Here is a 20,749-nt window from a genome sequence, read left to right as displayed (position 1 = left end):
AAGGCCGCTCGTCAGCCGCCGTCGGGCCAGGCACCGGCGAAGTCGATCTCCTCGGCCCACTCCGGGTGGTCGATGAGCGGATTGCGGTTGCCCTGTATCTCGGCTGTCGCCGCGTTGCGGTGCCGCTCGTACTCGCTGACCGCGTCAGCGGCGTGCCAGGACAGCAGAAGGTCCAGACGCTCGCGCTGGAGTTCGCGCCCTTCGTCCCCGATAAATCCGGGGTAGCGCAGCAGGAAGTACAGCGTCGCGCGGGCGACAGGCCCCTTGCCCGCCGACGGCTCGAACTTGAGCGGCTCGCGGCGCCCGCAGGAGTGCCGTACGACTTCCTCGCTGTCAGCGAAGTCGAAGTACGGAATGTTCCCGCGGAAGCTGTTGCATGCCGACTCGCAGGCGAAGAGATGATGGAGATCCCCGCGCATGGGCTCCTTCTTGGCGAACCAGGACTGGGGCACGACGTGCTCGCAGTTGAACGGCAGTGCCGCCTCCAGGGCGTCGAACTCGGCCTCCAGTGCTCCGGGGCCGGGCGCACTCTCGTGCAGGAGGAACTCCTGCCAGCGTCCGATCCGGGCCGCCTCCACCGCGGCGTCGGCCTCTATCAGCTCTTCGGGAGTGAAGTCCTTGCCCGAGTAGATGCTGCGCAACTGCTCGTCCGGGTGCAGGTCGACCCACGGGTAGAGCATGCGCATCGGCTTGTACGCGGGCCGGTGCTCATGGGTCGCCTCCAGCAGTTCGGCGAGCGCGCGGCGAAGGCCGGTGGGGCTGCCGGTGCGGATGTCCGCGTAATAGGCGTCCCGCGCGATACGGTCCGCGGCCGCGTCGTAGTAGGGACGAGTCCTGGCGGCCGCGAGGTTGACCCGTGCGGCGGCCAGGTCGTTGTCGGCGGGCGACTGACCGTCGATGTGACCGACGGCGATGCCCGGAAGGCCCGGAAGGCCCGGAAGACCTGCAAGGGCGGTGGCCGGAACGGGCGCCGGTGCCGGAGCCGCGGCCGTGGTGGCGGCCTGCGTCTGGAAGGTGGCGGGGTCCACGCTGATAGTGATGTTCAGCGGGACGCTCAGACGAACTGGCCCTGCGGGCACCGGCTGCTGCGCGGTCCCGTTCGCCACGGGGCCCGCGAGACTCTGGGGCCCGACGCCGTTCGTCCTGCCCGGCGGTGGCGACACCTCCACCGGGTGCAGTGCCGCACCGGCCGCGAATATCTCCTCGCGGAGCGCCGCGGCGGGGCCGGACATCGGGACCTGCCGGAGCGCGCCGAGGACGCGGCTGATCCGTACGCCCTCATTGGCCTTCCAGTCGAGCCGGTGCTCACCCATGCTCGGCTCCCAGACGGATCCGTCGACGGCAAGGGGCCTGCCGTGCTCGTCGGTGCGAGGAACACCGGCGTGATGCAGGGCCACGACCTCCCACTGGTCGTTGAAGACCGGAGACCCGGACGAGCCGGGGGCCGTGTCGGTCTCGTAGTGCACGAACTTCTCCAGCAGGTCCACCACGGTGTTCTCGCGCAGCGCGAGCTGTTTGGGCTCGCCGTTGGGGTGCTGGATGATGTTGACGACCTCGCCGAGTATGACCTTGCCCTCGGCTTCCCGCAGGGGCAGCCGGCCGAACGGCGTGAGCGGCTGTCCGTCCTGGGAGCGCTGTGCCACGGCGACCACGCTGAAGTCGAGGTCCCGGTCCGTGACGAAGAAGGTCTGCGGCTCCAGCCGGAACACCACGGGCAGGAGTGGCTGTCCGTCCAGCCCGGCCTGGAAGTTGAATTCGATGACTCCGTTGCTCGCTTCGTCCGCGGTGCGCAGCACATGATTGTTCGTCATCAGGAGCGTCGGGGAGATGAGGAATCCGGTGCCGTGATGGCCCCCGCCGCCTGCCCGGACGGTCACGCGCCCGATCGAGCGCGCCGCTATGAAGCCCGTTTCCAGGAAACCGACTTCGATGAGGTCATTGCGCCCCATAAGGCGTTCGAGACCCAGTACATCGGCGCCGAAGGAGTCCGGGGCCAGCTCCAGACTGCTGCCCGTGGTGGCAGCCGTCGGTGTCTGTTCAATCGCTGTCGCCAGCGCCAGGTCGGCGCCGAGGCGGGCCAGCCTCTTCTCCACGCGCTCCGGGGCGTCGGTGTGAAGGATGCCGCGCCGGTCGAGGACGCGCAGGTTACGCGCACGCTCCGCCGCACGCATCTCGTAGCGCTCGTGGGCCTGCTTTATTTGTGAGAGATATTCTGTTTCGGCATGCGACAACTGCTGCACTGTCATATCGGCCCGCCTCCCGGCCTTGCCCGAACATGGGTTTGCTGCCTGTCGCCCCTTCTCCATTATGGACACGGATTGTCGATCGGTGCTCACTCGAACGGATCAGTGGTTGGCCCTTCAATACTGGACCGCTGGATTATTGCGGATTTGAATTGCCGTGCCCGGACCAGAACTTCCCCGGATCAGAGCTTCCCGACCGGAAATTGCCCGGAGCACAATCCGTCGAGCACCCAATGGCCCGGCTCCTATGCTCGAAATTGGGAACCCCAGTCGAAAGAGAAACGATCGAGCGGCATTCAGCCGAGAAGAAGTCATGTGCACCTACCGGACCTAATCACGCGGTTGCCCATCCCGCCCGCGCGCAGGAACTCGCTGCCGTCACCTCGCCGTTCACGTCGCCTCCGGACAGCAGCAGGCGGCCCGGCTCTCCCGCGAAGGGAGGACCGGGCCGCACTCCGGTCGTGCCGGCGGTGTTCGCCGGCGACGACCGTCCCCCGTCTCAGCGGTAGTAGTAGGCCTTCGCCTCGACCGTGTGCGCCTTGCCCTTCAGGTAGATGCGCATGTAGTACGACGTCCCGGACGACGCGTTCGCCTTCACCGTCATCCAGCCGCCGTTGCAGTACCCCCAGCCGCCCTTCTTGACGACCTTCTTGTCGCGCGTCCGCACAACGTCGATCTTGTACTTGGTGCCGTCACCGCCGTTCCAGCAGCGCGCGTTGACGCCGAGCGTGCCGCTGCGCGGGACGAAGTCGGGCGTGGCCCAGTACGTGGTGGGCTTGTGGCTCTTCGGCCCCCAGATCAGGTGCCAGCCGGCCTTGGAGGCGGAGGCTCCGGTCTGCGAAGCGGTGGTGCCCGGCGTGCTGTGCGCCGCCGGCGCCGCCAGGGCGGCCGGAGCGGCCATCGCGAGCCCGGTGCCCAGCGCCACCGTGGCCGTCGCCAGGGCGAGGCTCTTTCGTGCTGTCATCGTGCTGGGGAGATGGTCGAGCGCGTACGGTCCGGGGGCGTGTGGCTCGACCTGCGGATCGAGGGCACGGCCCGCCCCCTTGCGCCCGGCGTCGACCTGTGCGCGTACCGCGTGGTACAGGAGGCGCTGACCAACGTACTGAAGCATGCGCCCGGAGCCCGCGCGAGCGTGGAACTGCGCTATGAGCCACGCCAGTTGGAGGTGACCGTCACGGACGACGGACAGGGGGTGATTCCGGACAAGGTTCGGCCCGGCGGCGGGCACGGGTTGATCGGCATGCGTGAGCGGGCCAAGCTCTACGGCGGGCGGGTCGACATCGGCCCGCGGAGCGAGGGAGGTTTCGCGGTGCGACTGACCCTGCCGACCTCCACGCAGGCCGTACGCGAGGGAGACGACACGTCGGGATGACCAGGGTGCTCGTCGTCGACGACCAGTTCCTGATCCGCGCCGGACTGGTGGGGCTGCTGCGCGCGGCACCCGGCTTCGAGGTGGTCGGGGAGGCGGGCGACGGCGAGGAGGCCGTCGCGCTGGCCGCACAGACCCGTCCCGACGTCATCCTGATGGATATCCGGATGCCCGGCATGAGCGGCATCGCGGCCACCGAGAAGATCCTCGCCGAGGCGCCGGACCCGCTGCCCCGCGTTCTGGTGCTCACCACCTTCGACCTGGACGAGTATGTCTACGGCGCGCTGCGTGCCGGTGCCTGCGGCTTTCTGCTCAAGGACTCGGGGCCGGAACGGCTGCTCGCCGCGGTGGCGGCGGTCCGCGGGGGAGATGCGCTCTTCGCGCCCAGCGTCACCCGCCGGCTGGTCGAGGCGTTCGCCCGACAGGCCGGCAGTGCCGAGAGTACGGACGCCTCGCCGCCCGATCTGGGGGCGTTGACCTCGCGCGAGGTGGAGGTGCTGAGGCTGACCGCCAGGGGCCTGTCCAATCTGGAGATCGCCGGCGAGCTGTTCATCAGCGAGGCGACGGTCAAGACACACCTCAACCGCACGATGAGCAAACTGGATCTGGGCAGCAGGGCGCAGGCCGTGGTGGTGGCGTACGAGACGGGCCTGGTCACTCCGGGCGGCGCGGGCTGACCGGGGCGGGCTCAAGCGGACGGGGCGCCGCCGCGTACGCAGGCAGCGTGAACCATCGTGGCACCGCCCGGCGCATCGCCTCGGGGCCCTGTACCTCGAGCGCGCCCGTGCGCAGAGCGTCGGACCAGCTCAGATCGCCGCGCCAGACCTCGATCACGCGGCGCAGGCCCGCGGTCACCGTCACCGCCACTGTGAAGCCGGGGTCCGCGTCGCAGACGTCCGCACCGGCGGCGGTGATCACCAGCCACCAGCGGCGGTTGCGCGCGGGCACGTCCGGGAACTGGAACTGGACCACCGTCCGCCCCTCCGGGACGGCTTCGGCGTCGACGCGGCGATGCATGTCCCACAGCAAGAGCTTCGGGTCGAGATCCTCGTCGCCGAGTTCTCCGATCCATCGGACACCCCAGACGCTGAGCGCCTCCACCACAGGCCGTAGCTCGTCGCCGGCCGGTGTCAGGACGTACCGCACCTCTGTGCCCTCGGTCCGCCTCTCGACGATTCCGGCGCGTACCAGCTGCTGCAGCCTCTTGGACAGCAGCGTGGGGGACATCCGCGGGACGCCGCGGCGCAGCTCGTTGAAATGCTCGCTCCCGGTCACCAGCTCCCGGACGATCAGCAGCGTCCAGCGCTCGTCGAGCAGCTCCATCGCCTTCGCGACGGGGCAGAACTGGTAGTACGAGGACCCCATGTCTTGCAGGTTAGGTCCCGTCCACCGGCACGACCAGTCCGGCGGACACCCCGGCCCTGCGGGGCCCGGCCGGTGGGGATCTGCGTGCTCCCCGCGGTACAGATCTCGTACTAGGACGGGAGGGCGCCCCTTCCTACTGTCGAACTCATGGCACATCCGAAAATTTCCGGCCTCTGCCGGAGAGACCCCAGAGGAGACCAGCCATGAGCAAGATCATCGACGCCGTCGAGGCCGACCGTGCCCTCAAGGCCAGGCACCGGGGGATGTGGGCGCTGGGCGACTACCCTGCCGTGGCTGCCGACGTCGTCTCGGAGCTGGGTGCGGTCCTGGCGGACGCGTGCGACATACGGGACGGAGAGCGAGTGCTGGACATCGCGGCCGGGTCGGGCAACGCCGCGATCCTCGCAGCGCTCGCCGGTGCGAACGTGGTGGCGTGCGATCTCACCCCGGAGCTGCTGGAAGCAGGGCGTCGCGTGGCTGAGGAGCGCGGCGTGGAACTTGAGTGGCGCGAGGCCGACGCTGAGGCGCTGCCCTTCGCCGAGGCCTCGTTCGACACGGTGATGTCCTGCGTAGGGATCATGTTCGCCCCGCATCACCAGGTCAGCGCCGACGAACTGATCCGTGTGTGCCGCCCCGGCGGCACCGTCGGTCTGATCAACTGGACGCCTGAGGGCTTCATCGGCCAGATGTTCACGACGATGAAGCCGTACGCGCCCGCGCTCCCGCCCGGCGCGCAGCCCGCACCACTGTGGGGAAGCGAAGAGCATGTCCGTGCACTCTTTGCCGACCGGGTGACCGATGTCGTCGCTCAGCGCCGGACCGTGCGGATCGACCTCTTCGAGAAGCCCGAGGACTTCCGCGAGTACTTCAAGACCCACTACGGCCCGACCATCGCCGTGTACCGGAGCATCGCCGGCGACCCCGACCGGGTCGCCGCGCTCGACCGGGATCTCGACGAGCTCGCCAGGCGGCACGACCAGGGCACGGGAACCACGGTGATGGACTGGGAGTATCTGCTCCTCACCGCCCGCAGGCGCGGCTGACACGAGGTCCCGTCCAGTCGATCACACAGGCCTCATGGCCGTCGAGAAAGCCGGACCGAGAAACAGGCCCCTCCTTCGGGGCCGTGCCCCTGAGCGGTCACCGAACCGCCGAGGCGCTGGGCCAGCCGGTGCACGATGGCCAGGCCCAGGCCCGTTCCGGAGGGCCGGATCCCCTGGTAGCGGGCGTGCAGGGCGCCCCGGAGGTCGGCGAGTTCGCGCGGCCCGCCCTGCTCGGCGCGCAGGCCGCGCCCGCCCTCGGCGAGGCGCCGTGCCGTGGTCGCCGCCGTGGTCAGCGGCCGCGACAGGCGACGGGCCAGCAGCAGGCCGCCGAGCGCGGCACCTGCCAGACCCACCGCGAGCGGCAGGATCAGCGCCCCGCGCACACGGGAGATGCTGTCGCCCACGACGGTGTAGGGCTGGGTGAGGACGACGGCGGTGTGCCCGTCCCCCGGGCGGCCCTCCACCAGGACCTGTTCGCCGTCGAGTCGCCCCTCGGTGGATACGGACTCGCCGTCGAGCAGGGCTGCACGGGTCCGGGCGGCCACGGCCGCGGCGGCAGGCCCCGCCGCCTCCCCGGCGGGCCCGACGACCGCCAGCCGGACCCCGTTCGATCCGGCAAGCCGCTGTTCGCGGTCGAGCAGCAGCTGGGAGAAGACGGGAGTACGGCTCAACACCTCTGCCTGACGCCCCAGTTGGTCGCGCTGCCGTGCCTCGGCGCCGTCCCGGATCATGTACCAGGCGACCGCGCCCGTCAGCACGACGGCGAGAAGGGCGACCGCGGTGGTCACCAGGGTGATGCTGCGGGCGACGGGTCCCGGCCGGCTTCCTCTCAGTCCTGAGCGTGCCGCTCGCCTCGATACGCGTCGGCCACATCGACGCGGGTGCCAGCCCCGGCGGCTACACCGAACGCCAGGCGTACGACCTGGTCTCGGACGGGTTCGGGCCCGGCACGAACGGTCCGCTCACCGTCGTCGTCGCACCGGCCCGGGGCGCTACGGACACGGACCGGGTCGCGGCCGACGTACGCGCCTTGCTGGAGCGGACTCCCGGCGTCGTCTCCGTCACCCGGCCCGCATATACGCCGGACCGGGCCCTGCTCACGGCCACCGTCGTCCCTCAGCACGGCCCGCAGGACACGTCGACCACCCAACTCGTCCACAGGCTCGAGGACGAGGTGCTGCCAAGGACCTGGACGGCACCGGCGCGCGGGCGTACGTCACCGGCACCACCGCCGTCCACGTGGCCTTCCGCGATGTCGTGGTGGAGCGGCTGCCGTGGATCGTCGCGGTCGTCGTCGGTGCCGCGTTCCTGCTGTTGCTCTGCGTGTTCCGCAGCCTGCTCGTCGCCGTGAAGGCGGCCCTGCTGAACCTGCTGTCGATCAGCGCGGCCTACGGGGTCCTGGTCGCCGTCTTCCAATGGGGCTGGGGCGGGCGGCTGTTCGGCGTCACGGAATCCGTGCCCGTCGAGTCGTACGTCCCCATGATGATGTTCGCCATCGTCTTCGGGCTCTCCATGGACTACGAGGTCTTCCTGCTCGCACGGATCCGCGAGGCATGGCTGGAGACCGGCGACAACCATGACAGCGTGGCCGGCGGACTGGCCGCCACCGCCCGCGTCATCAGCTGCGCGGCGATCGTCATGACCAGTGTGTTCCTCGCCTTCCTGCTCTCCACCCAGGTGGTGATCAAGATGCTCGCGCTCGGGCTCGGTGTGAGCGTGGTGATCGACGCGACGGTGGTCCGGCTGCTGCTGGTGCCCGCCACCATGTACCTGTTCGGCCGGGCCAACTGGTGGCTGCCACGGTGGCTGGACCGGCTGCTGCCTCGCCTGGATCCGGAGGGGACGACGGCACGGTCCGGGCAGGGGGCGGGCGCATGAGGCGCCGGACATGGATCGCCCTGGCCGTGGCCGGAGTTCTCGTCGCGGTGCCGGTGTGCGGCGAACTCCTCGCACGGTCCGTCCTTGAGGGCCGCATCGAGGCGGCGGCGGCCCGGGCTCTGGACGGAGAGGTCGACATCGACCTCGCGTCCAGACCCGCGCTCCTCCAACTCGGCGACAGGCACCTGCCGTTCGTCGAGCTGGACGGCGACCATGTACGACTCGGCCGGGTACCGGACGCCGAAGTCCACGCGCGCCTGGACGACGTACGTTTCGCCGGTGGCGCTCCGGACGGCGCCACCGTGGGCTCTGCCCGCGCGACGGTGGTGATCCCGGTGAGCGCGGTCGCGCAGATGGCGGGAGACCTCGGCGGAATGCCGGTCACGGAGGTACGGACGGATCCCGGAACGGACACGCTCACCCTTGTCGTCGGCCGCGCGGGAATCGGCAGCCTGACGCTTCGGCCCCGGATCCGGGACGGCCGCGTCGAGATGACGGTCGCGTCGGCGGCCATCATGGGCAGGCCCGCCCCCGACCGGATGACCGACCGCATCGGCGACTCCCTCGCCCGCCGGGACGAGGGCCGCGACTACCCGCTGGGCCTCGAAGCGACGTCCCTCGAGGTCCGGGCGGACGGAATCCAGGTGCACCTGACGGCGGGCAGCCCGTCCGTACTGCCGCCGCGTGAGGGACCGCAGTGACAGAGCAGGGCTTGTCAATGGATTCGCGCCGTCCTTCGCGGGGAGGCCGGGCGGGACGACCGCCGGGAGCCACTGGCCCGGACACGGCTGTCTCCTCTCGCATCACGGGGCGGCGGCCGACGCCGTGCTGGTGGCGAAGGCGACCAGGTCGGCGATGACGCGTTCGGGCTGTTCCCAGTGGACGACATGGCCCACGCCCTCGTAGGTGAGCAGACGCGAGCCGTGGATGGCGTCGAGGATGGTCTGCTGGTCGCCGCGCGGCAGGAAAGCGTCCTGGTCGCCCCAGACGACGAGCGTCGGCACCAGCATGCCCCCGAGTGTGGCCCGGAGATCGGCTTCGAGCAGCCCGCGCATCGTCTCTTTCCAGACGTGGGCCGGGACTTTCAGGCTCTCCTCAATCATGGTCTCGAGGAAGCCCCTGGCCACCGGCCGGGCCATCATGCCGGACATCAGGTCCTCGACGAACGCCCGCGGGACGGGATCGCAGAGCCCTTCGATCTTCTCCTGCAGAGCGGTCGCCGCGGGCTTGTCCGCGAGCGTGCCGGGGACGCCGAGCAGCACCAGCCCGGCAACGCGGTCGGGATGGCTGCCGGCCACGATGCGGGCGGGCACGCCGCCGCTGGAGGCCCCGACGAGGATGGCGCGGTCGATGCCGGCCGCGTCGAGGAAGGCCACGAGATCGGAGGCGAAGTCCTCGGGCCGGTAGCCGTCGGCGGGACGGTCGGCGTCCCCGTGGCCGCGCTGAGTGGGCGCGTAGCCGTGCAGGGATGCCGGGAGCCTCCTCAGGAGAGGTTCGAAGGACCACCAGGAGTCGGCGATGGCGTGGACGAAGACGACGGGAGTGCCACGGGGGTAGCCCGCCTCGGCGTAAGGGAGCGTGAGCCCTTCCCGCAGAGGCGCGGCCTTGACGGAGATGGTGGTCATGGCGGCCTTCCTCGCCGCGTCCGGTCGCCCCTGTCCGCGAGCCCGGGGGAGCCGAGCGACGATCATTCCGATCGTACCGACGAGCGGCCCCTCCTGCCGGATGGCGAAAGAACCTCGCGCGGCACAGGGCCCCGACCGCCGGTCCTACTCGGCGATCTCCGTCCGTTCCCACCAGTCGTAGACGGGCAGCCGTCCCTCGGGCGTTTCCTGATGCCGCGACGTGACCTTGAAGTGCTCGTATCCGCCGCGGTGCGGGATCTTCAGCTCTTGTCCGGGAGGTGTGATCGGGACGATCCGCTCCGGCAGATCGTCCGGGCCGCCCTCGAGGACTGCCTTGGTAGCCATAAGGCCAGTCTTCCTACCGGAGCGACCCCTCGCACCTCGGCTGGAGTGGGCGCTCGGCCGCTCGGGCGAAGGGCACGAATGTCCCCGCTGGTGCTGTGACCGGATAAGTTCACTGGCTCGCAACGCCCGGCACGGTACCTCGCTGCGTTGTCGCATCACCCGAGTACCCCAGTACAAGGGCGATCCTCCGCCTTGCGATGCACTACACCGGACGCCGCGAGCTTCCCGGCAAACCTGTCCGGTCACAGCACTAGGCGGGAAGGATGCCGGTGTCGGCGAGGATCTGTTCCGCCGATGTGCAGTTGCCGTCCTGTATGGCCATGGTCATCGCGGCGTGCGCGGCATCCGCGTCTGCCTCGAGTGGGATCACCAGGAAGGAGAAATGATCCTGAGGTCCCCGAGTGATGAGCATTGTGTGGTCGTCGACCGCGGACCAGTCGATACGGACCATGCGGTCATCGATGACCAGGTGGCCCGGAGCGCGGTCCCAGGCGCTTGCGTCCAAGCCGACGCGTGCGATGGGGCCCACCTGGGCGATGAGGGCGGTGATCAGGCCCGGCAACTGAGCCCCGATGTCGCGGGAGCGTGGCCACCAGGCTCCGTCGAACAGCCCCACACGGCTGGAGGTGGTCTCCATCCTCAGCACAGCCGCACCGGGAACCATCGGCTGATCGCTCGTGTCCGCGAGGAGCAGGAGATGAGTCGTCGGAGTGCTGAAGTCGGAAGTCATGAGCGACGGCGGGGCCAGAGCCGCCCCACGGCACCGGAAGCGTGATTCACGAGCGTGCCCAGGGCGATCATCGCCATGAGTACGAGCACGGTGAGGATGGTCCCCATGATCCTTACACCCCCTCCGTCGGCTCCGGTACGTGAGCGCTCACCGCTCGCCCAGCGGAAGATGAGCTCACGCGGCGCACTTCGTGGCCGCCCTCGGAGTCCCAGACCCTCTCCCGGTTCGAGTCCCAGTCGGCCTCGGCCGCCATCCGGAAGAACTCGGCCTCTTGGATCAGGCCGCTCGCAGTGAGACAGCGCGACGGATCGGTCGCTGTAGCCATCAGACGGGCAGCCGTGGCGGCGCTGGTCTCCGGTGGGATGACCAGCAAGTCCCAGCGGCCGGACGTGTAGGAGAGCAGCAGCAGCTTGTGGGGATCCTGCTCGGCCTTGAACCAACCGACATGCACCACATGCCCGGCGACGGGCAGCTTCCGTGGGATGACCGGCCAGAACGTGGGGTTCACGGTGACGCGGGTGATCCGCCCCCACAGCGGGTCCAGTACGGCCGTCAGTGCGGGAAGTTCCGCACTCAGATCGCGGGAGCGGGGCCACCAGGCACCGTCGATCAGGGCCGGAGCGGTGCCGGCCGGCGCCAGCATGAGTCGGAGCGGCAACGAAGAAGAGGTCCGGTCTTCGACCGCGGGCGTAGGGAAAATGGTCGCGGTCATGACACGGAACCTGCCCCCGGGCCGGTCTGCACCGGCCCGGTGTCGTGAATCGCCGAAAACGACACGAGCGTGGGAGCTGGTGCACGAAGTGTCCTCGGTATCTCCAGGGTACTCCTGGCCGGTACCCACCGGACCCATGCGGAACGCCGGGCTGAACGGCTTGCGGGAGCCGGCCAACGGCCCCGGCGTATACACACCGGGGCCGCCCTTCCGGGCGGTTGCACGTGAGAGTGCACCAACCCAAATCCCGATTTTACTCCCGCTGGTGCTGCAATTCCGGCCCTGGGGCGCGGGCCGATGCCGCGACAGCCGCGCTCTTCCTCCTCGGCCTCCATGCGTCGGATGTTCCAGGTCCTCGATCGCAGCGTGCGTCTCGTTGTCCTGCGTCCTCAGCGGCCCGCCGCGGTAGGCGAGCGGCCCGTCCGCGGGATCGATCCGCCGCAGTGCGGCGACGAACCGCGCCAGATCCAGTGCGAGGGCCGCTGGGTCGGCAAGGTCGCCGACGGTCGGGTTCTCGCCGTCGAGCCAGCTGTACACCGACCAGTTCCAGGGGTACCCCTCGGCTGGCACTCCCCTCCCCGGAACGACGGGAATGTCCACCGGAAGTACCGGAGCAAGCCGTGGCAGCCACCGGTACTCCTTCTTCCCTTCGTCGACGCCCGACGCGATGCGGGGGAGTCGCACAGCCATGTCGTCCCCCAGCCGAAAGACCGCGTTGACGGTCCCGGCCGAGGGGAACGGCTCGACGGGCAGGTTCGCCCACTGCGTGAACTGGGTCGCGAGCAGCCGCCGGACGAGAGAACCGTCGATGTCCGCCTCGTCGGCAGGCATCCTGCCCGCGCACACGAAGGCCTCCGGGAGTGGGTGAGACCGTTGCGATTCGGGCCGGGGTTCATCCGAACGTTTCGGGACGCGGAAGATCAACTCATTTGCGGGTGGGCGGGGTTGTGGACCGGCCGACGGCTTCGGCCGCGGTCGCCTACATCCAGGTGTCGGGGCCCGGGTTGCCGTCCTCCGCGAGGGTGGCGAGCCGGTCGGTGTAGTGGATCCAGCCGTCCTTGTGGGCCGCGCGGGCCTGGGGGGAGGGGAGATCGCGGTGGACCAGGCGGAGCAGCGTGCCCTCGGCGTCGGGTTCGAGGGTGATTTCGACGGTTGTCGAGCCGGGCGGGACACCGAGGTCGCTGTCCAGCCAGCCCCAGGTGAAGACGATGCGTTTGGGCGGGTCGATCTCGACGAAGTGGCCCTCGGCGATGTTCTGGCCGGTGACGGTGGTGCGGTAGGCGCCGCCGGGCCGGAAGCTGAACTCGCCGTCCTGGCCCATCCAGGACAGCCATTTGTTCCGGTCGGTGAAGAAGGAGAAGACGGTCTCGGGCCGGGCGTCGATGCGCCGTTCCAGGGTGACCAGGTCGGTGCTCACGGGCTTGCCTCCTCGGACTTCTCGGCGCGTTCAGCCGCTTCGGCCAGTTCGGTGAGGGCGTCCAGCTTGGTGGCCCACATCGACTGCAGGTAGTCGGCCAGCGGGCCCATGCCCTTGCGGTCGGCCCGGTAGTAGCGCTTTCTGCCGTCCTGGCGCAGCGTAACCAGGCCCGAGTCCCTGAGCACCTTGAGGTGCTGGGAGACCGCGCCGAAGGTGACGTCGAACCGCTCGGCGATCTCGCCCGCGGACAGCTCGGCATCCCAGACCAGGCGAAGAATCTCGCGCCGTCTGGGCTCGGCGACCGCCCGTACCGCATCCATGACCTTCATTTTAGCCACCGCTTCAGCTTGCCATCGGGGCGACATCATTTTAGTCTCGACTAAAGCAATCGAACGGGGCACCTCTCATGGCGGACATCGCGATGCAGCTGCACATCGAGGCCGACGCGGACACCGTGTACGCGGCGATCTCGACCACCGAAGGCATTACAGAGCTGGTTCACCACGACCGCCACCGCCGACCAGGGCGTGGACGGCCTGCACGAGCTGGCGTTCCCGGGCGTGCCGGAGCCCTGGCGGCTGCGCGTCGTCGAGACGGAGCCCGGCAAGCGGCTCGTCCTGGCGGGGGAGAACGGACCCTGGACCGGCACGGCGCAGACCTACGAGGTCCTGGCCCGCCCGAAAGGGACGTCACCCTGCGCTTCACCCACAGCGGCTTCCCGGCCGTCGACGACGCCTACCGGGACTTCACCTACGGCTGGGCGACGAAGTTCCTCCAGCTCAAGGCGTACGCCGAGACCGGCAAGCCCGCGCCCTTCTTCACCGCCTGACCGCTGACCACCCGGCCCTCCCGGGCCGCCTAACAACTTACGGAGAGATCCATGAACACCCAGCAGCACACACTGCCCACCGCCATCCGGGAATGCGCCGACGCGGTCTCCGCCACGGCCACCGGCATCCGCGGCGACCAGCTCGGCGAACGCACCCCGTGCGAGAAGTTCACCGTCGCCGAGCTCCTCGACCACCTGGGCAGAACCTTGATCTCCTCCGAACGCGCCGCCCGCAAGGAGCCTCACCCCGCTGAGGCTGCCGCGGCCGCCGCGTTGGGCATGTCCCCCGCCTCGGTCGCCGACTCGGCGGACAGGGTCGCGGCGGCCTGGGGCGACCCCGGGGCGTACGAGGGCACCACCGAGTTCGGCCCCGGTGAGATGCCGGCCGGCTTCGCCGCCACGATCACCCTTGAGGAACTCGCCCTGCACGGCTGGGACCTGGCCATGGCCACCGGACGGACCTTCGCGATCAGCGAGGAAGCCGGGCAGGCCACGCTCGGCGCGGTCGAACAGATAGCGGAGCAGGGCCGTACCAACGGCGCATTCGGCCCGCCCGTCTCCGTGCCCGCCGACGCACCCGCCTTCCACCGTGCACTCGGTGCCAGCGGAAGGAATCCTGAGTGGGCCCGCTGACCGCCCGGCGGGACCCGCCCGGCAAGGAGGTCGAGGCAGCGGCATGACGATCGACGAGGCAGCGGAGCGGGTGATCCCGCTCCCGCCCGACCAGATGGCGGGCTACGCGATGGACTGGCGCCACGATCCCGAGTGGACCCAGGGCATCCGCACGGCGCGGACCGCAGAGCCCGGGCTCGGGGCTCGGCCTCACCCTGGTCGCGCAGCAGACGGCGCTGCACCGGGGTCAGGTAAGGGTCCAGGACCCGCCCGGGGCGGAGGCGCCCGCTTCGAGGTTCGCCTCCCCGTGCTGGGCGAGAGCGCACCGTCCCTGCCCGCCGATCGGGACCGGCTGATCGCAACGGCCCGGCACCCACAAGGTTTCCACAAAGTCGGCCCCTAACTTCTGGCTGCGCGCAGGCACATGGGCCCCGCGCCCCCTTCCAGGAGGTACGTCATGAGGACCGCCAAAACCGCTGCCGTGGCTCTCACCGCCGCGGCCGCCCTGCTCACCGCGACCGGCGCAGCCGCAGCCGACGCGGGAACACCCGGTACGGCGACACCCTCGCCGGCCGCCGAACCGACCGGCGACGGCGCGCAGGCACTGTGCAAGCGGGTGCCGAAGATCGAGAAGCGCCTGGCGCGAGCCCTGACCCGCCTGGGCGGGGACGCGACACAGCACGGGTCCATCAGCAGGCTGGAGCAGCGGGCCGAGAACGCCAGGAAGGCCGGCCACACCGAGATCGAGACCTACCTCAACGACAAGCTCACCTTCCGGCGCTCACTCGTCCCCACTCTGGAGAAGCGGCAGAAGGACCTGGCCGCGGTGAAGACCTGGTGCGGGGCGCACAACAACGGGAGCGGGAAGTGACAGTCCGCCGGGGTGCCGGAAGGGCGTTGGCATCCGCGCTCGTCGTCCTCACCGTTCTCGGCGGCGTCGCCGGGTGCGAAGGGGGCGGCGAAGAGAAGGGCGGCGGGAGGAGCGACGGCTCGGCCACCACCAGCCCGCCGGATCTCACCGAGATGCGGAAAGTGGTGGACGCGGCCGAATCGGCGGCGGCCGCGGCGGAATCGGCGGCTGGCGAGGACGACTGAGCCTCGCCGTTCGTGTCCGGTCGGCGGCTCGCTGAACTCGTCCCAAGCGGGCCGTAGATGTCAGTGCCGTTGGGCATTCTGCTCCGCATGATCCCTCTGACCCTGACAGACATCACGGCGGCGCTGCGAGCCGGCTGGGCGCGTGACACTTGCTCCCCGGACGATCTCGAGCGCGCCGACTGGACCACGGACAACCCCGCCTGGGGCCACTGCGACATCACCGCTCTTGTCGTGAACGACATCCTCGGCGGCGACCTCGTGGTCAGCGAGGTGCACTTGGGCGGTGAGCAGCACGGCTACCACTGGTGGAACCGGCTGCCCAGCGGGATCGAGATCGACCTCACCCGCGAGCAGTTCCGCGGCGGCCAGAGGGTGACCGGGGGGCGAGTCGTCACACGGCCCCCGGGCCGGTTGCCGCGGCGCTGGGAGGAGTACCAGCTGCTGCGTCGGCGTGTGATGGCAAGGCTCTCCCCGTTGTAGCGCTTCGTATCGGTCGTGCACAGCTTGGTGATTGATGCATTGACGTCGTTCTCCCGCACTGGTTGAGTGGCTCATCCACTGAGCCACCCAATCACGCTGGAGGAACCCACGTGGAGGCGCTGCCCCGCGAGACCATCGTCGATGTCCTGGAGACACGGCTGCGCGAGGACATCCTCGCCGGTCGCCGTCCGGCCGGCAGCTATCTGCCTCCGGAGCGACAGCTCGCCGACGGGTACGGCGTCACCCGTACCACCCTCAAGCACGCGTTCGGGCGCCTCGTGCAGGCCGGGCTCCTGGAGACACGGCACGGTGTGGGCACCCGCGTGCGGGACTACGCGCGGCTCGGCGGGGCCGATCTGCTCCCCATGCTCGTGAGGCACAGTCCGGACTGGATCGGCGAGGTCTTCGAAGTGCGGTGCAGCGTAGGCGCGTTGATCGCCGAGCGGGCTGCCGCCCGCTCCACCGTGGAGCACCGGGGCGAGCTGCGTTCCCTGTTGGCGGCGGTGCGGGCTGCCGAGGGCGGGGATGCCGTGCAGCTCGCCGACATCGAGGTGCACCGGGCGCTGGCCCGGGCCACCGGGAACCGCGTGTATGTGCTGCTGACCAACACGCTCTTCAATGCCTATCTGCCGGTGCGGGCCGCCCTCGTGGCCCCCTTCACCGACCCCGTCGCCGCGCACACCAGGCTGGAACCGGTGGTCGAAGCAGTCGTCGCGGGCGACGAGGGCGGCGCACGGCGGGCCGCGGAGGCGTATCTGACGGCGACCGAGCGGATCATGCTGGAGGGCCTCGCATGAGGACACGCAACGATCGCGGAACGAGGGGGACCGTCTTCAGGGAGACCATGTTGGGCACGGTCACCCTCGACGGGGAGGACCGTGCCCGCGCGGTACGGCTCGATCTGAGGGCCGCGGCGGATCGCGTCCTGCGGCCCCGCGGCACGACCGAGGCGCGGATCACCGGACGCATACGCATCGCCGGATGGGCGGATGACCCCTGTACCGAGGGCGAGTTGGAGATTTCACCGCTGGCCCGGCGGCGAATCCGCTACCGGATCTCCTTCACGGCCGGGGACCGCCGCCTCACTCTCGACGGCTGGAAATCCGTGACTCCGCGCCGACCGCTGGCGTCGATGACCGTGCTGCCGTTCACGGTGTACGAGGGCGGCACCCCGATCGGCGAAGGCACCCTGCGCTTCCCCGTGACGACGGGACTGGTGCCCTTCCTCACAAGCTTCCGCTTCCCGCGGCGCGCCGACGCGGGTACGCATCTGGCGCCTCGCTGGCGGGGTGAGCCGGGTCGTACCGAAGTCTGGTACACCACGCTCACCGACCCGGCCACCGGCACCGGACTGTGGCTGCACCACGAACTCGTCGCGCCCGCCGACGGATCCGGGGCTTTCGCACACGGCTGGGCCGCGGTCTTCCCCAAGGACGGTCCGATACGGCACGCCCGCTTCGGCCCCGAGAAGTGGACCGGGAACGGGGACGCCTTCACCGCGGACGGCTTTTCCGCTGAAGGCATCTCGGCCGTGCCCGGCCGGCTGTCCGGGTCGGCGGGCGCACTGCGCTGGGACCTGACCGAACAGACCGCGGACGCCCCGCTGTTCACGTTCCCCCGCTGGTCCTGGCGCCGCCCTCTGCTGCCCGCGGCCCAGATGCTTCCCGCCGCTCGTGCCTCGTACGCCGGGACCTTCTCCTACGACAACAAGACCCTCACGCCGGTCGGCGCGCCCGGAGCGTCCGCCCGGATCTACGGCCATGGCAACGCCCGCCGCTGGGCCTGGCTGCACGCTGATCTCGGCGGGGGCGATGTGCTGGAGATCGTCGCCGCGGTCTCCACCCGGCCGGGGCTGCGGAGCCTGCCGCCGCTGGTGTTCCTGCGGCTGCGCCGCGACGGCCGGACCTGGCCGCGAAGGGCGGAGCGTACGGCGGTGGGCTGGGCCGGGTTCGGGCGGTTCCGCTGCGCCATCGGCCTGCCCACCTGGAAGGCGACCGGCCGTGCGGGCCTGCGCCGTATCCGGGTCGAGGTCACCCAGCCCGAGGAGCGCACCCTCGCGCTCGACTACACCGATCCGGACGGCAGCCACGCGACCTGCCGCAACAGTGAACGTGCCGACGCGCATGTCCTGCTGGAGCGGTGGTGGGGCGGCTGGCGCACCGAGGCCGAGTGGACCCTGGACGGCACGGCACACGCCGAGGTGGGCGCCCGATGAGTCTCAACGCATCGGTGGCCGCCCTGATCGCCGACGACGGCACCGCCGACTGGCCGGCACGGGTTCCCGGCAGGCTGGAGGCCGTCATCGGCTCGATGCCCGCTCCCGCGCGGGCCGGGGTCCGGGCGGCTGCGGGTGCGCTCGACGCGTATGCCGTGGCCCGCACCGGTCGCAGGCTCGGGACCCTGACCGCCGCGGAGCGGGAGAGGGTGCTCGCCGCGCTCGGCGCCCGCACCGCGCTGCTGCCCCTCCTCGACGTGCTCAAAGTGCCCGTTCTGCTGGCCGCCGGGACCGAGCGGATGCTCGAACACGGCATACGTGCACAGGGGTTGACGCGCCAGGACCCACCGCTCGACTGCACTGACTCGCGCGAGTGGCGGACCCGGTCCACGGCTGACGCCGTGGTCATCGGCTCCGGTGCCGGTGGAGCCATGGCGGCCCGGACCCTGGCCCGGGCCGGTCTCCGCGTCGTCGTACTGGAGGAGGGACAACACCACTCCACGGCGTCGTTCGGACGGCGCACCCCGCTCGACCGCTTCGCCGACCTCTACCGGGACGGCGGGGCGACCGTGGCAGTGGGCAATCCGCCCCTTCTGCTTCCGGTGGGCCGCGCGGTCGGCGGCACCACCGTCGTCAACTCGGGTACCTGCTACCGCACTCCGGACCATGTGCTGGCGCGCTGGAAGGACGACTTCGGTTTCTCGCCCGCCGAGCGTTTCGGCCCCTATCTCGACGAGGTCGAACGCACCCTCAACGTGGCCACCCAGCCGCTGGACGTCCTCGGCAACAACGGCCGCCTCGCGCTCGCCGGTGCCGAACGCCTCGGCTGGCGGGCCGCGCCCCTGCGCCGCAACGCGACCGGCTGCAAGGGCTCCTGCCAGTGCGTGGTGGGCTGCCCCACCGGGGCAAAACAGAGCGTGCAGCTGTCGGTCCTGCCCGACGCATGCGCCGCGGGAGCCCGCATCGTCACGGGCGCCCGCGCCCGGCGTGTCCTTGTGGACACCGACCGTCCGGGCGGTCCCCGCGCGGTGGGTGTGCTCGTAGGGAAGGAGGGCGGCGGTGAGTTCGAGATCCTCGCGCCGCTGATCGTCGTCGCCGCTGGTGCCCTGCAGTCCCCGCCCCTGCTGCGCCGCTCGGGCCTCGGCGGCCACCCACGGCTCGGCCGCAACCTCAGCGTCCATCCGGCGACCAGTGTCGCGGGCCGCTTCCCCGAACCGGTTACCGCCTGGGAAGGGGTGCTCCAGAGCGTCGGCGTCGAGGAGCTGCACGAGCGTGGCGTACTGATCGAGGCCACCGCGACCCCGCCGGGCATGGGTTCCTTCGTACTACCGGGCCTGGGTGGTGAGTTGCGGCGCGAACTGGAGAGCTCCGACCGGCTCGCCACCCTCGGCGCGATGATCGCCGACCGCCCGTCGGGACGGGTACTGGGCCGTGAACGGACTCTGCTCCGCTACGACCTGGACCCGCGCGACGGCGACCGCCTGATGCTCGCCGTACGCGCGATGGGCCAACTCCTGTTCGCGGCGGGCGCCAAGGAGGTTCTCACCGGCATCGCCATCGCGCCCCGTGCCCGCTCCCTGTCCGAACTGGACGCAATCCTCGGGCGCGTGGGGCCGCGCCACCTGCACCTGTCCGCCTATCACCCCACCGGCACCGTCGGTGCCGGTGCCGACGACCAGCTCTTCCCGGCCGACCCCGCAGGGCGGCTGCGCGGAGTGCACGGGGTGCTGATCGCGGACGCGGCGGTGCTGCCGGGCTGCCCCGAGGTCAATCCGCAGCTGAGCATCATGGCCGCGGCGCTGGCAGTCACCGAAGGCCACCTGGAGGGGGCACCCGGCGGGGAAGATCGTCGCCCGGCGGTTCAGCGGCGCTGACCCGCCCTGTCGCGTCGCCCCCACCCCCTGATGACCGTGCGTGAATCCCTCTGTGGTCGGCCGCAGCCACGCACGTCACGGAGTCCACGAGGTCACAGCCGGGGGGCTGTGACCTCGTGGTGTGCCGGTCGGGGGGACACGGTCATTCAGCCGTCGGGAGGATGTCGTCAACACCTTCGAGTGAACCGTCCGCGACGGTCGGCACGGCGACCGGAAGGCCCAGGGACTCACCGAGTGCGGCGGCGTGAGCGCTGGGGGACGGGGTGATGAGGGAGGCGACGACACCGGTGACGAGGGACGCAACAGCAGCCATGCTTCGCTTCTTCATACCGTGGTCAACGGCCGACGCCCCGCGACGTCACGGGTGCCCCGGGTGGACTACTGGCAGAAGGCCGCGTTCGCCCAAGACCTTCTTGGCGACGAAGCCGGCGCTGTAGCCCGGCCGGCCGCTCACCGGATGCCGTGCGGCCCGGAACCCGGCAAGGTGGCCTCCACCAGGATTCTTCCAGGACCTGCCAGGACGCTTCCGCACAGACGAGGAACGCCGCTCATGTCCGTGACCGATCACCGGCGTCTCGGCATTGCCGCCGGGGCAGCACTCCTGACCATCGCCGTCGCGGGCTGCTCCGACCTCGGCCGCAACGCGGTGGGCACTGTTTCCTACCTGACCGAGGAGGAGCGCGTGGTGACCGTGTCCAACCCCTCGGTCAACGGCTGCCACCGCTTCGGGCCCGCCGGTGCGACCGAGGTCGCCAACAACACCCTCGTGGACCTGATTCTTTACCCCAACGAGGACTGTTCCGGGGACCTGACGACGTATCTGGCGACGACCGTCAGCGACAGCATCGTGCCCCACGCCGAGCCGTGGGGCAGCTACACCCTCGTTCACTGAAGACCGCGTGGAACGGAACCGGCGC

Annotated in this window: 24 protein-coding genes and 2 pseudogenes; 14 read left to right on the top strand and 12 right to left on the bottom strand. The window is 70.5% G+C overall.

Annotated elements, in window-relative coordinates; translation table 11 throughout:
• Positions 1-11 precede the first annotated feature (11 nt).
• Together FBY35_RS03560 and FBY35_RS03555 are read right to left on the bottom strand one after the other, a co-directional pair.
• The gene (locus FBY35_RS03560; RefSeq protein WP_142212375.1) at positions 12-2,246 is read right to left on the bottom strand and encodes an endonuclease; all 2,235 of its coding nucleotides are present in this window, start codon (positions 2,244-2,246) and stop codon (positions 12-14) included.
• 496 nt (positions 2,247-2,742) lie between these two features.
• Positions 2,743-3,207: a hypothetical protein gene (locus FBY35_RS03555; protein WP_142212374.1), complete on the bottom strand. Its 465-nt coding sequence runs from the start codon at positions 3,205-3,207 to the stop codon at positions 2,743-2,745.
• Between FBY35_RS03555 and FBY35_RS03550 the strand changes: the two are divergent.
• Both FBY35_RS03550 and FBY35_RS03545 read left to right on the top strand, forming a co-directional pair.
• A pseudogene (locus FBY35_RS03550) lies at positions 3,208-3,615 on the top strand (sensor histidine kinase); the annotation flags it as partial. It lies immediately after the preceding gene.
• Complete coding sequence (locus FBY35_RS03545; protein WP_142212372.1) at positions 3,612-4,289, top strand: response regulator transcription factor; 678 nt, start codon at positions 3,612-3,614, stop codon at positions 4,287-4,289. The pseudogene FBY35_RS03550 and the gene FBY35_RS03545, both read left to right, overlap by 4 nt.
• Here the strand turns inward: FBY35_RS03545 and FBY35_RS03540 are convergent.
• Positions 4,267-4,977, bottom strand: a complete 711-nt coding sequence (locus FBY35_RS03540; RefSeq protein WP_142212371.1) for a helix-turn-helix domain-containing protein — start codon at positions 4,975-4,977, stop codon at positions 4,267-4,269. The two genes, FBY35_RS03545 and FBY35_RS03540, sit on opposite strands and share 23 nt — an antisense overlap.
• 203 nt (positions 4,978-5,180) lie before the next feature.
• Between FBY35_RS03540 and FBY35_RS03535 the strand changes: the two genes are divergently transcribed.
• The gene (locus FBY35_RS03535; RefSeq protein ID WP_142212370.1) at positions 5,181-6,020 is read left to right on the top strand and encodes a class I SAM-dependent methyltransferase; all 840 of its coding nucleotides are present in this window, start codon (positions 5,181-5,183) and stop codon (positions 6,018-6,020) included.
• A gap of 32 nt (positions 6,021-6,052) precedes the next feature.
• On the opposite strand, the gene FBY35_RS03530 is transcribed toward FBY35_RS03535, so the two are convergent.
• Positions 6,053-6,808, bottom strand: a complete 756-nt coding sequence (locus FBY35_RS03530; protein WP_142212369.1) for an ATP-binding protein — start codon at positions 6,806-6,808, stop codon at positions 6,053-6,055.
• Here FBY35_RS03530 and FBY35_RS03525 point away from each other — a divergent pair.
• Positions 6,750-7,898 (top strand): MMPL family transporter, encoded by a 1,149-nt coding sequence (locus FBY35_RS03525; RefSeq protein WP_313904641.1) that lies wholly within the window; start codon positions 6,750-6,752, stop codon positions 7,896-7,898. The genes FBY35_RS03530 and FBY35_RS03525 overlap by 59 nt on opposite strands.
• Positions 7,895-8,599, top strand: coding sequence for a DUF2993 domain-containing protein (locus FBY35_RS03520; RefSeq protein WP_142212368.1), 705 nt, complete (start codon positions 7,895-7,897; stop codon positions 8,597-8,599). The genes FBY35_RS03525 and FBY35_RS03520 overlap by 4 nt, the downstream gene beginning before the upstream one ends.
• Positions 8,600-8,701: 102 nt before the next feature.
• On the opposite strand, the gene FBY35_RS03515 is transcribed toward FBY35_RS03520, so the two are convergent.
• The 7 genes and pseudogenes from FBY35_RS03515 to FBY35_RS03485 all read right to left on the bottom strand — a co-directional run bounded on the left by FBY35_RS03515 (position 8,702) and on the right by FBY35_RS03485 (position 13,056).
• Entirely contained in the window at positions 8,702-9,523 is an 822-nt protein-coding gene (locus FBY35_RS03515) for an alpha/beta fold hydrolase (RefSeq protein WP_160159221.1), read from the bottom strand.
• Positions 9,524-9,667: 144 nt separating this feature from the next.
• Positions 9,668-9,868 carry a DUF5988 family protein gene (locus FBY35_RS03510; protein ID WP_142212366.1) on the bottom strand — a complete coding sequence of 67 codons (201 nt, stop codon included), beginning with the start codon at positions 9,866-9,868 and terminating at the stop codon, positions 9,668-9,670.
• Positions 9,869-10,118: 250 nt separating this feature from the next.
• Positions 10,119-10,598 (bottom strand): DUF5994 family protein, encoded by a 480-nt coding sequence (locus tag FBY35_RS03505; RefSeq protein WP_142212365.1) that lies wholly within the window; start codon positions 10,596-10,598, stop codon positions 10,119-10,121.
• Between the two features lie 112 nt (positions 10,599-10,710).
• A complete protein-coding gene (locus FBY35_RS03500; protein ID WP_142214874.1) occupies positions 10,711-11,310 on the bottom strand; it encodes a DUF5994 family protein in 600 nt (199 codons plus the stop codon).
• Positions 11,311-11,670: 360 nt separating this feature from the next.
• Positions 11,671-12,141 (bottom strand): annotated as a pseudogene (locus FBY35_RS03495) (phosphotransferase); the annotation flags it as partial.
• Between the two features lie 148 nt (positions 12,142-12,289).
• Positions 12,290-12,727: an SRPBCC domain-containing protein gene (locus FBY35_RS03490; protein ID WP_142212364.1), complete on the bottom strand. Its 438-nt coding sequence runs from the start codon at positions 12,725-12,727 to the stop codon at positions 12,290-12,292.
• Complete coding sequence (locus FBY35_RS03485) at positions 12,724-13,056, bottom strand: helix-turn-helix transcriptional regulator (protein WP_260848659.1); 333 nt, start codon at positions 13,054-13,056, stop codon at positions 12,724-12,726. The genes FBY35_RS03490 and FBY35_RS03485 overlap by 4 nt, the downstream gene beginning before the upstream one ends.
• Before the next feature lie 77 nt (positions 13,057-13,133).
• Here FBY35_RS03485 and FBY35_RS03480 point away from each other — a divergent pair, with 77 nt between their 5' ends.
• The 8 genes from FBY35_RS03480 to FBY35_RS03445 all read left to right on the top strand — a co-directional run bounded on the left by FBY35_RS03480 (position 13,134) and on the right by FBY35_RS03445 (position 19,832).
• Entirely contained in the window at positions 13,134-13,556 is a 423-nt protein-coding gene (locus FBY35_RS03480) for a hypothetical protein (RefSeq protein WP_260848493.1), read from the top strand.
• A 51-nt stretch (positions 13,557-13,607) separates the two neighbouring features.
• Positions 13,608-14,189: a TIGR03086 family metal-binding protein gene (locus FBY35_RS03475; RefSeq protein ID WP_142212363.1), complete on the top strand. Its 582-nt coding sequence runs from the start codon at positions 13,608-13,610 to the stop codon at positions 14,187-14,189.
• 436 nt (positions 14,190-14,625) lie between these two features.
• A complete protein-coding gene (locus FBY35_RS03465) occupies positions 14,626-15,039 on the top strand; it encodes a hypothetical protein (protein WP_142212362.1) in 414 nt (137 codons plus the stop codon).
• Positions 15,036-15,263, top strand: coding sequence for a hypothetical protein (locus FBY35_RS36025; protein ID WP_160159219.1), 228 nt, complete (start codon positions 15,036-15,038; stop codon positions 15,261-15,263). Before FBY35_RS03465 ends, FBY35_RS36025 begins: the two co-directional genes overlap by 4 nt.
• A gap of 87 nt (positions 15,264-15,350) precedes the next feature.
• Positions 15,351-15,743, top strand: a complete 393-nt coding sequence (locus FBY35_RS03460) for a hypothetical protein (RefSeq protein ID WP_142212361.1) — start codon at positions 15,351-15,353, stop codon at positions 15,741-15,743.
• 110 nt (positions 15,744-15,853) lie between these two features.
• Positions 15,854-16,540 carry a FadR/GntR family transcriptional regulator gene (locus FBY35_RS03455; RefSeq protein ID WP_142212360.1) on the top strand — a complete coding sequence of 229 codons (687 nt, stop codon included), beginning with the start codon at positions 15,854-15,856 and terminating at the stop codon, positions 16,538-16,540.
• A 47-nt stretch (positions 16,541-16,587) separates the two neighbouring features.
• Positions 16,588-17,958 (top strand): hypothetical protein, encoded by a 1,371-nt coding sequence (locus FBY35_RS03450; RefSeq protein WP_260848492.1) that lies wholly within the window; start codon positions 16,588-16,590, stop codon positions 17,956-17,958.
• Complete coding sequence (locus FBY35_RS03445) at positions 17,955-19,832, top strand: GMC family oxidoreductase (protein ID WP_142212359.1); 1,878 nt, start codon at positions 17,955-17,957, stop codon at positions 19,830-19,832. The genes FBY35_RS03450 and FBY35_RS03445 overlap by 4 nt, the downstream gene beginning before the upstream one ends.
• 142 nt (positions 19,833-19,974) lie before the next feature.
• On the opposite strand, the gene FBY35_RS36020 is transcribed toward FBY35_RS03445, so the two are convergent.
• A complete protein-coding gene (locus FBY35_RS36020) occupies positions 19,975-20,145 on the bottom strand; it encodes a hypothetical protein (RefSeq protein ID WP_160159218.1) in 171 nt (56 codons plus the stop codon).
• A 237-nt stretch (positions 20,146-20,382) separates the two neighbouring features.
• Between FBY35_RS36020 and FBY35_RS03440 the strand changes: the two genes are divergently transcribed.
• Positions 20,383-20,724, top strand: a complete 342-nt coding sequence (locus FBY35_RS03440; protein WP_142212358.1) for a hypothetical protein — start codon at positions 20,383-20,385, stop codon at positions 20,722-20,724.
• The last annotated feature ends 25 nt before the right edge of the window (positions 20,725-20,749 follow it).

The sequence above is a fragment of the Streptomyces sp. SLBN-118 genome (assembly GCF_006715635.1).
Taxonomy (GTDB): domain Bacteria; phylum Actinomycetota; class Actinomycetes; order Streptomycetales; family Streptomycetaceae; genus Streptomyces.
This window is presented reverse-complemented; position numbering and strand designations above follow the sequence as displayed.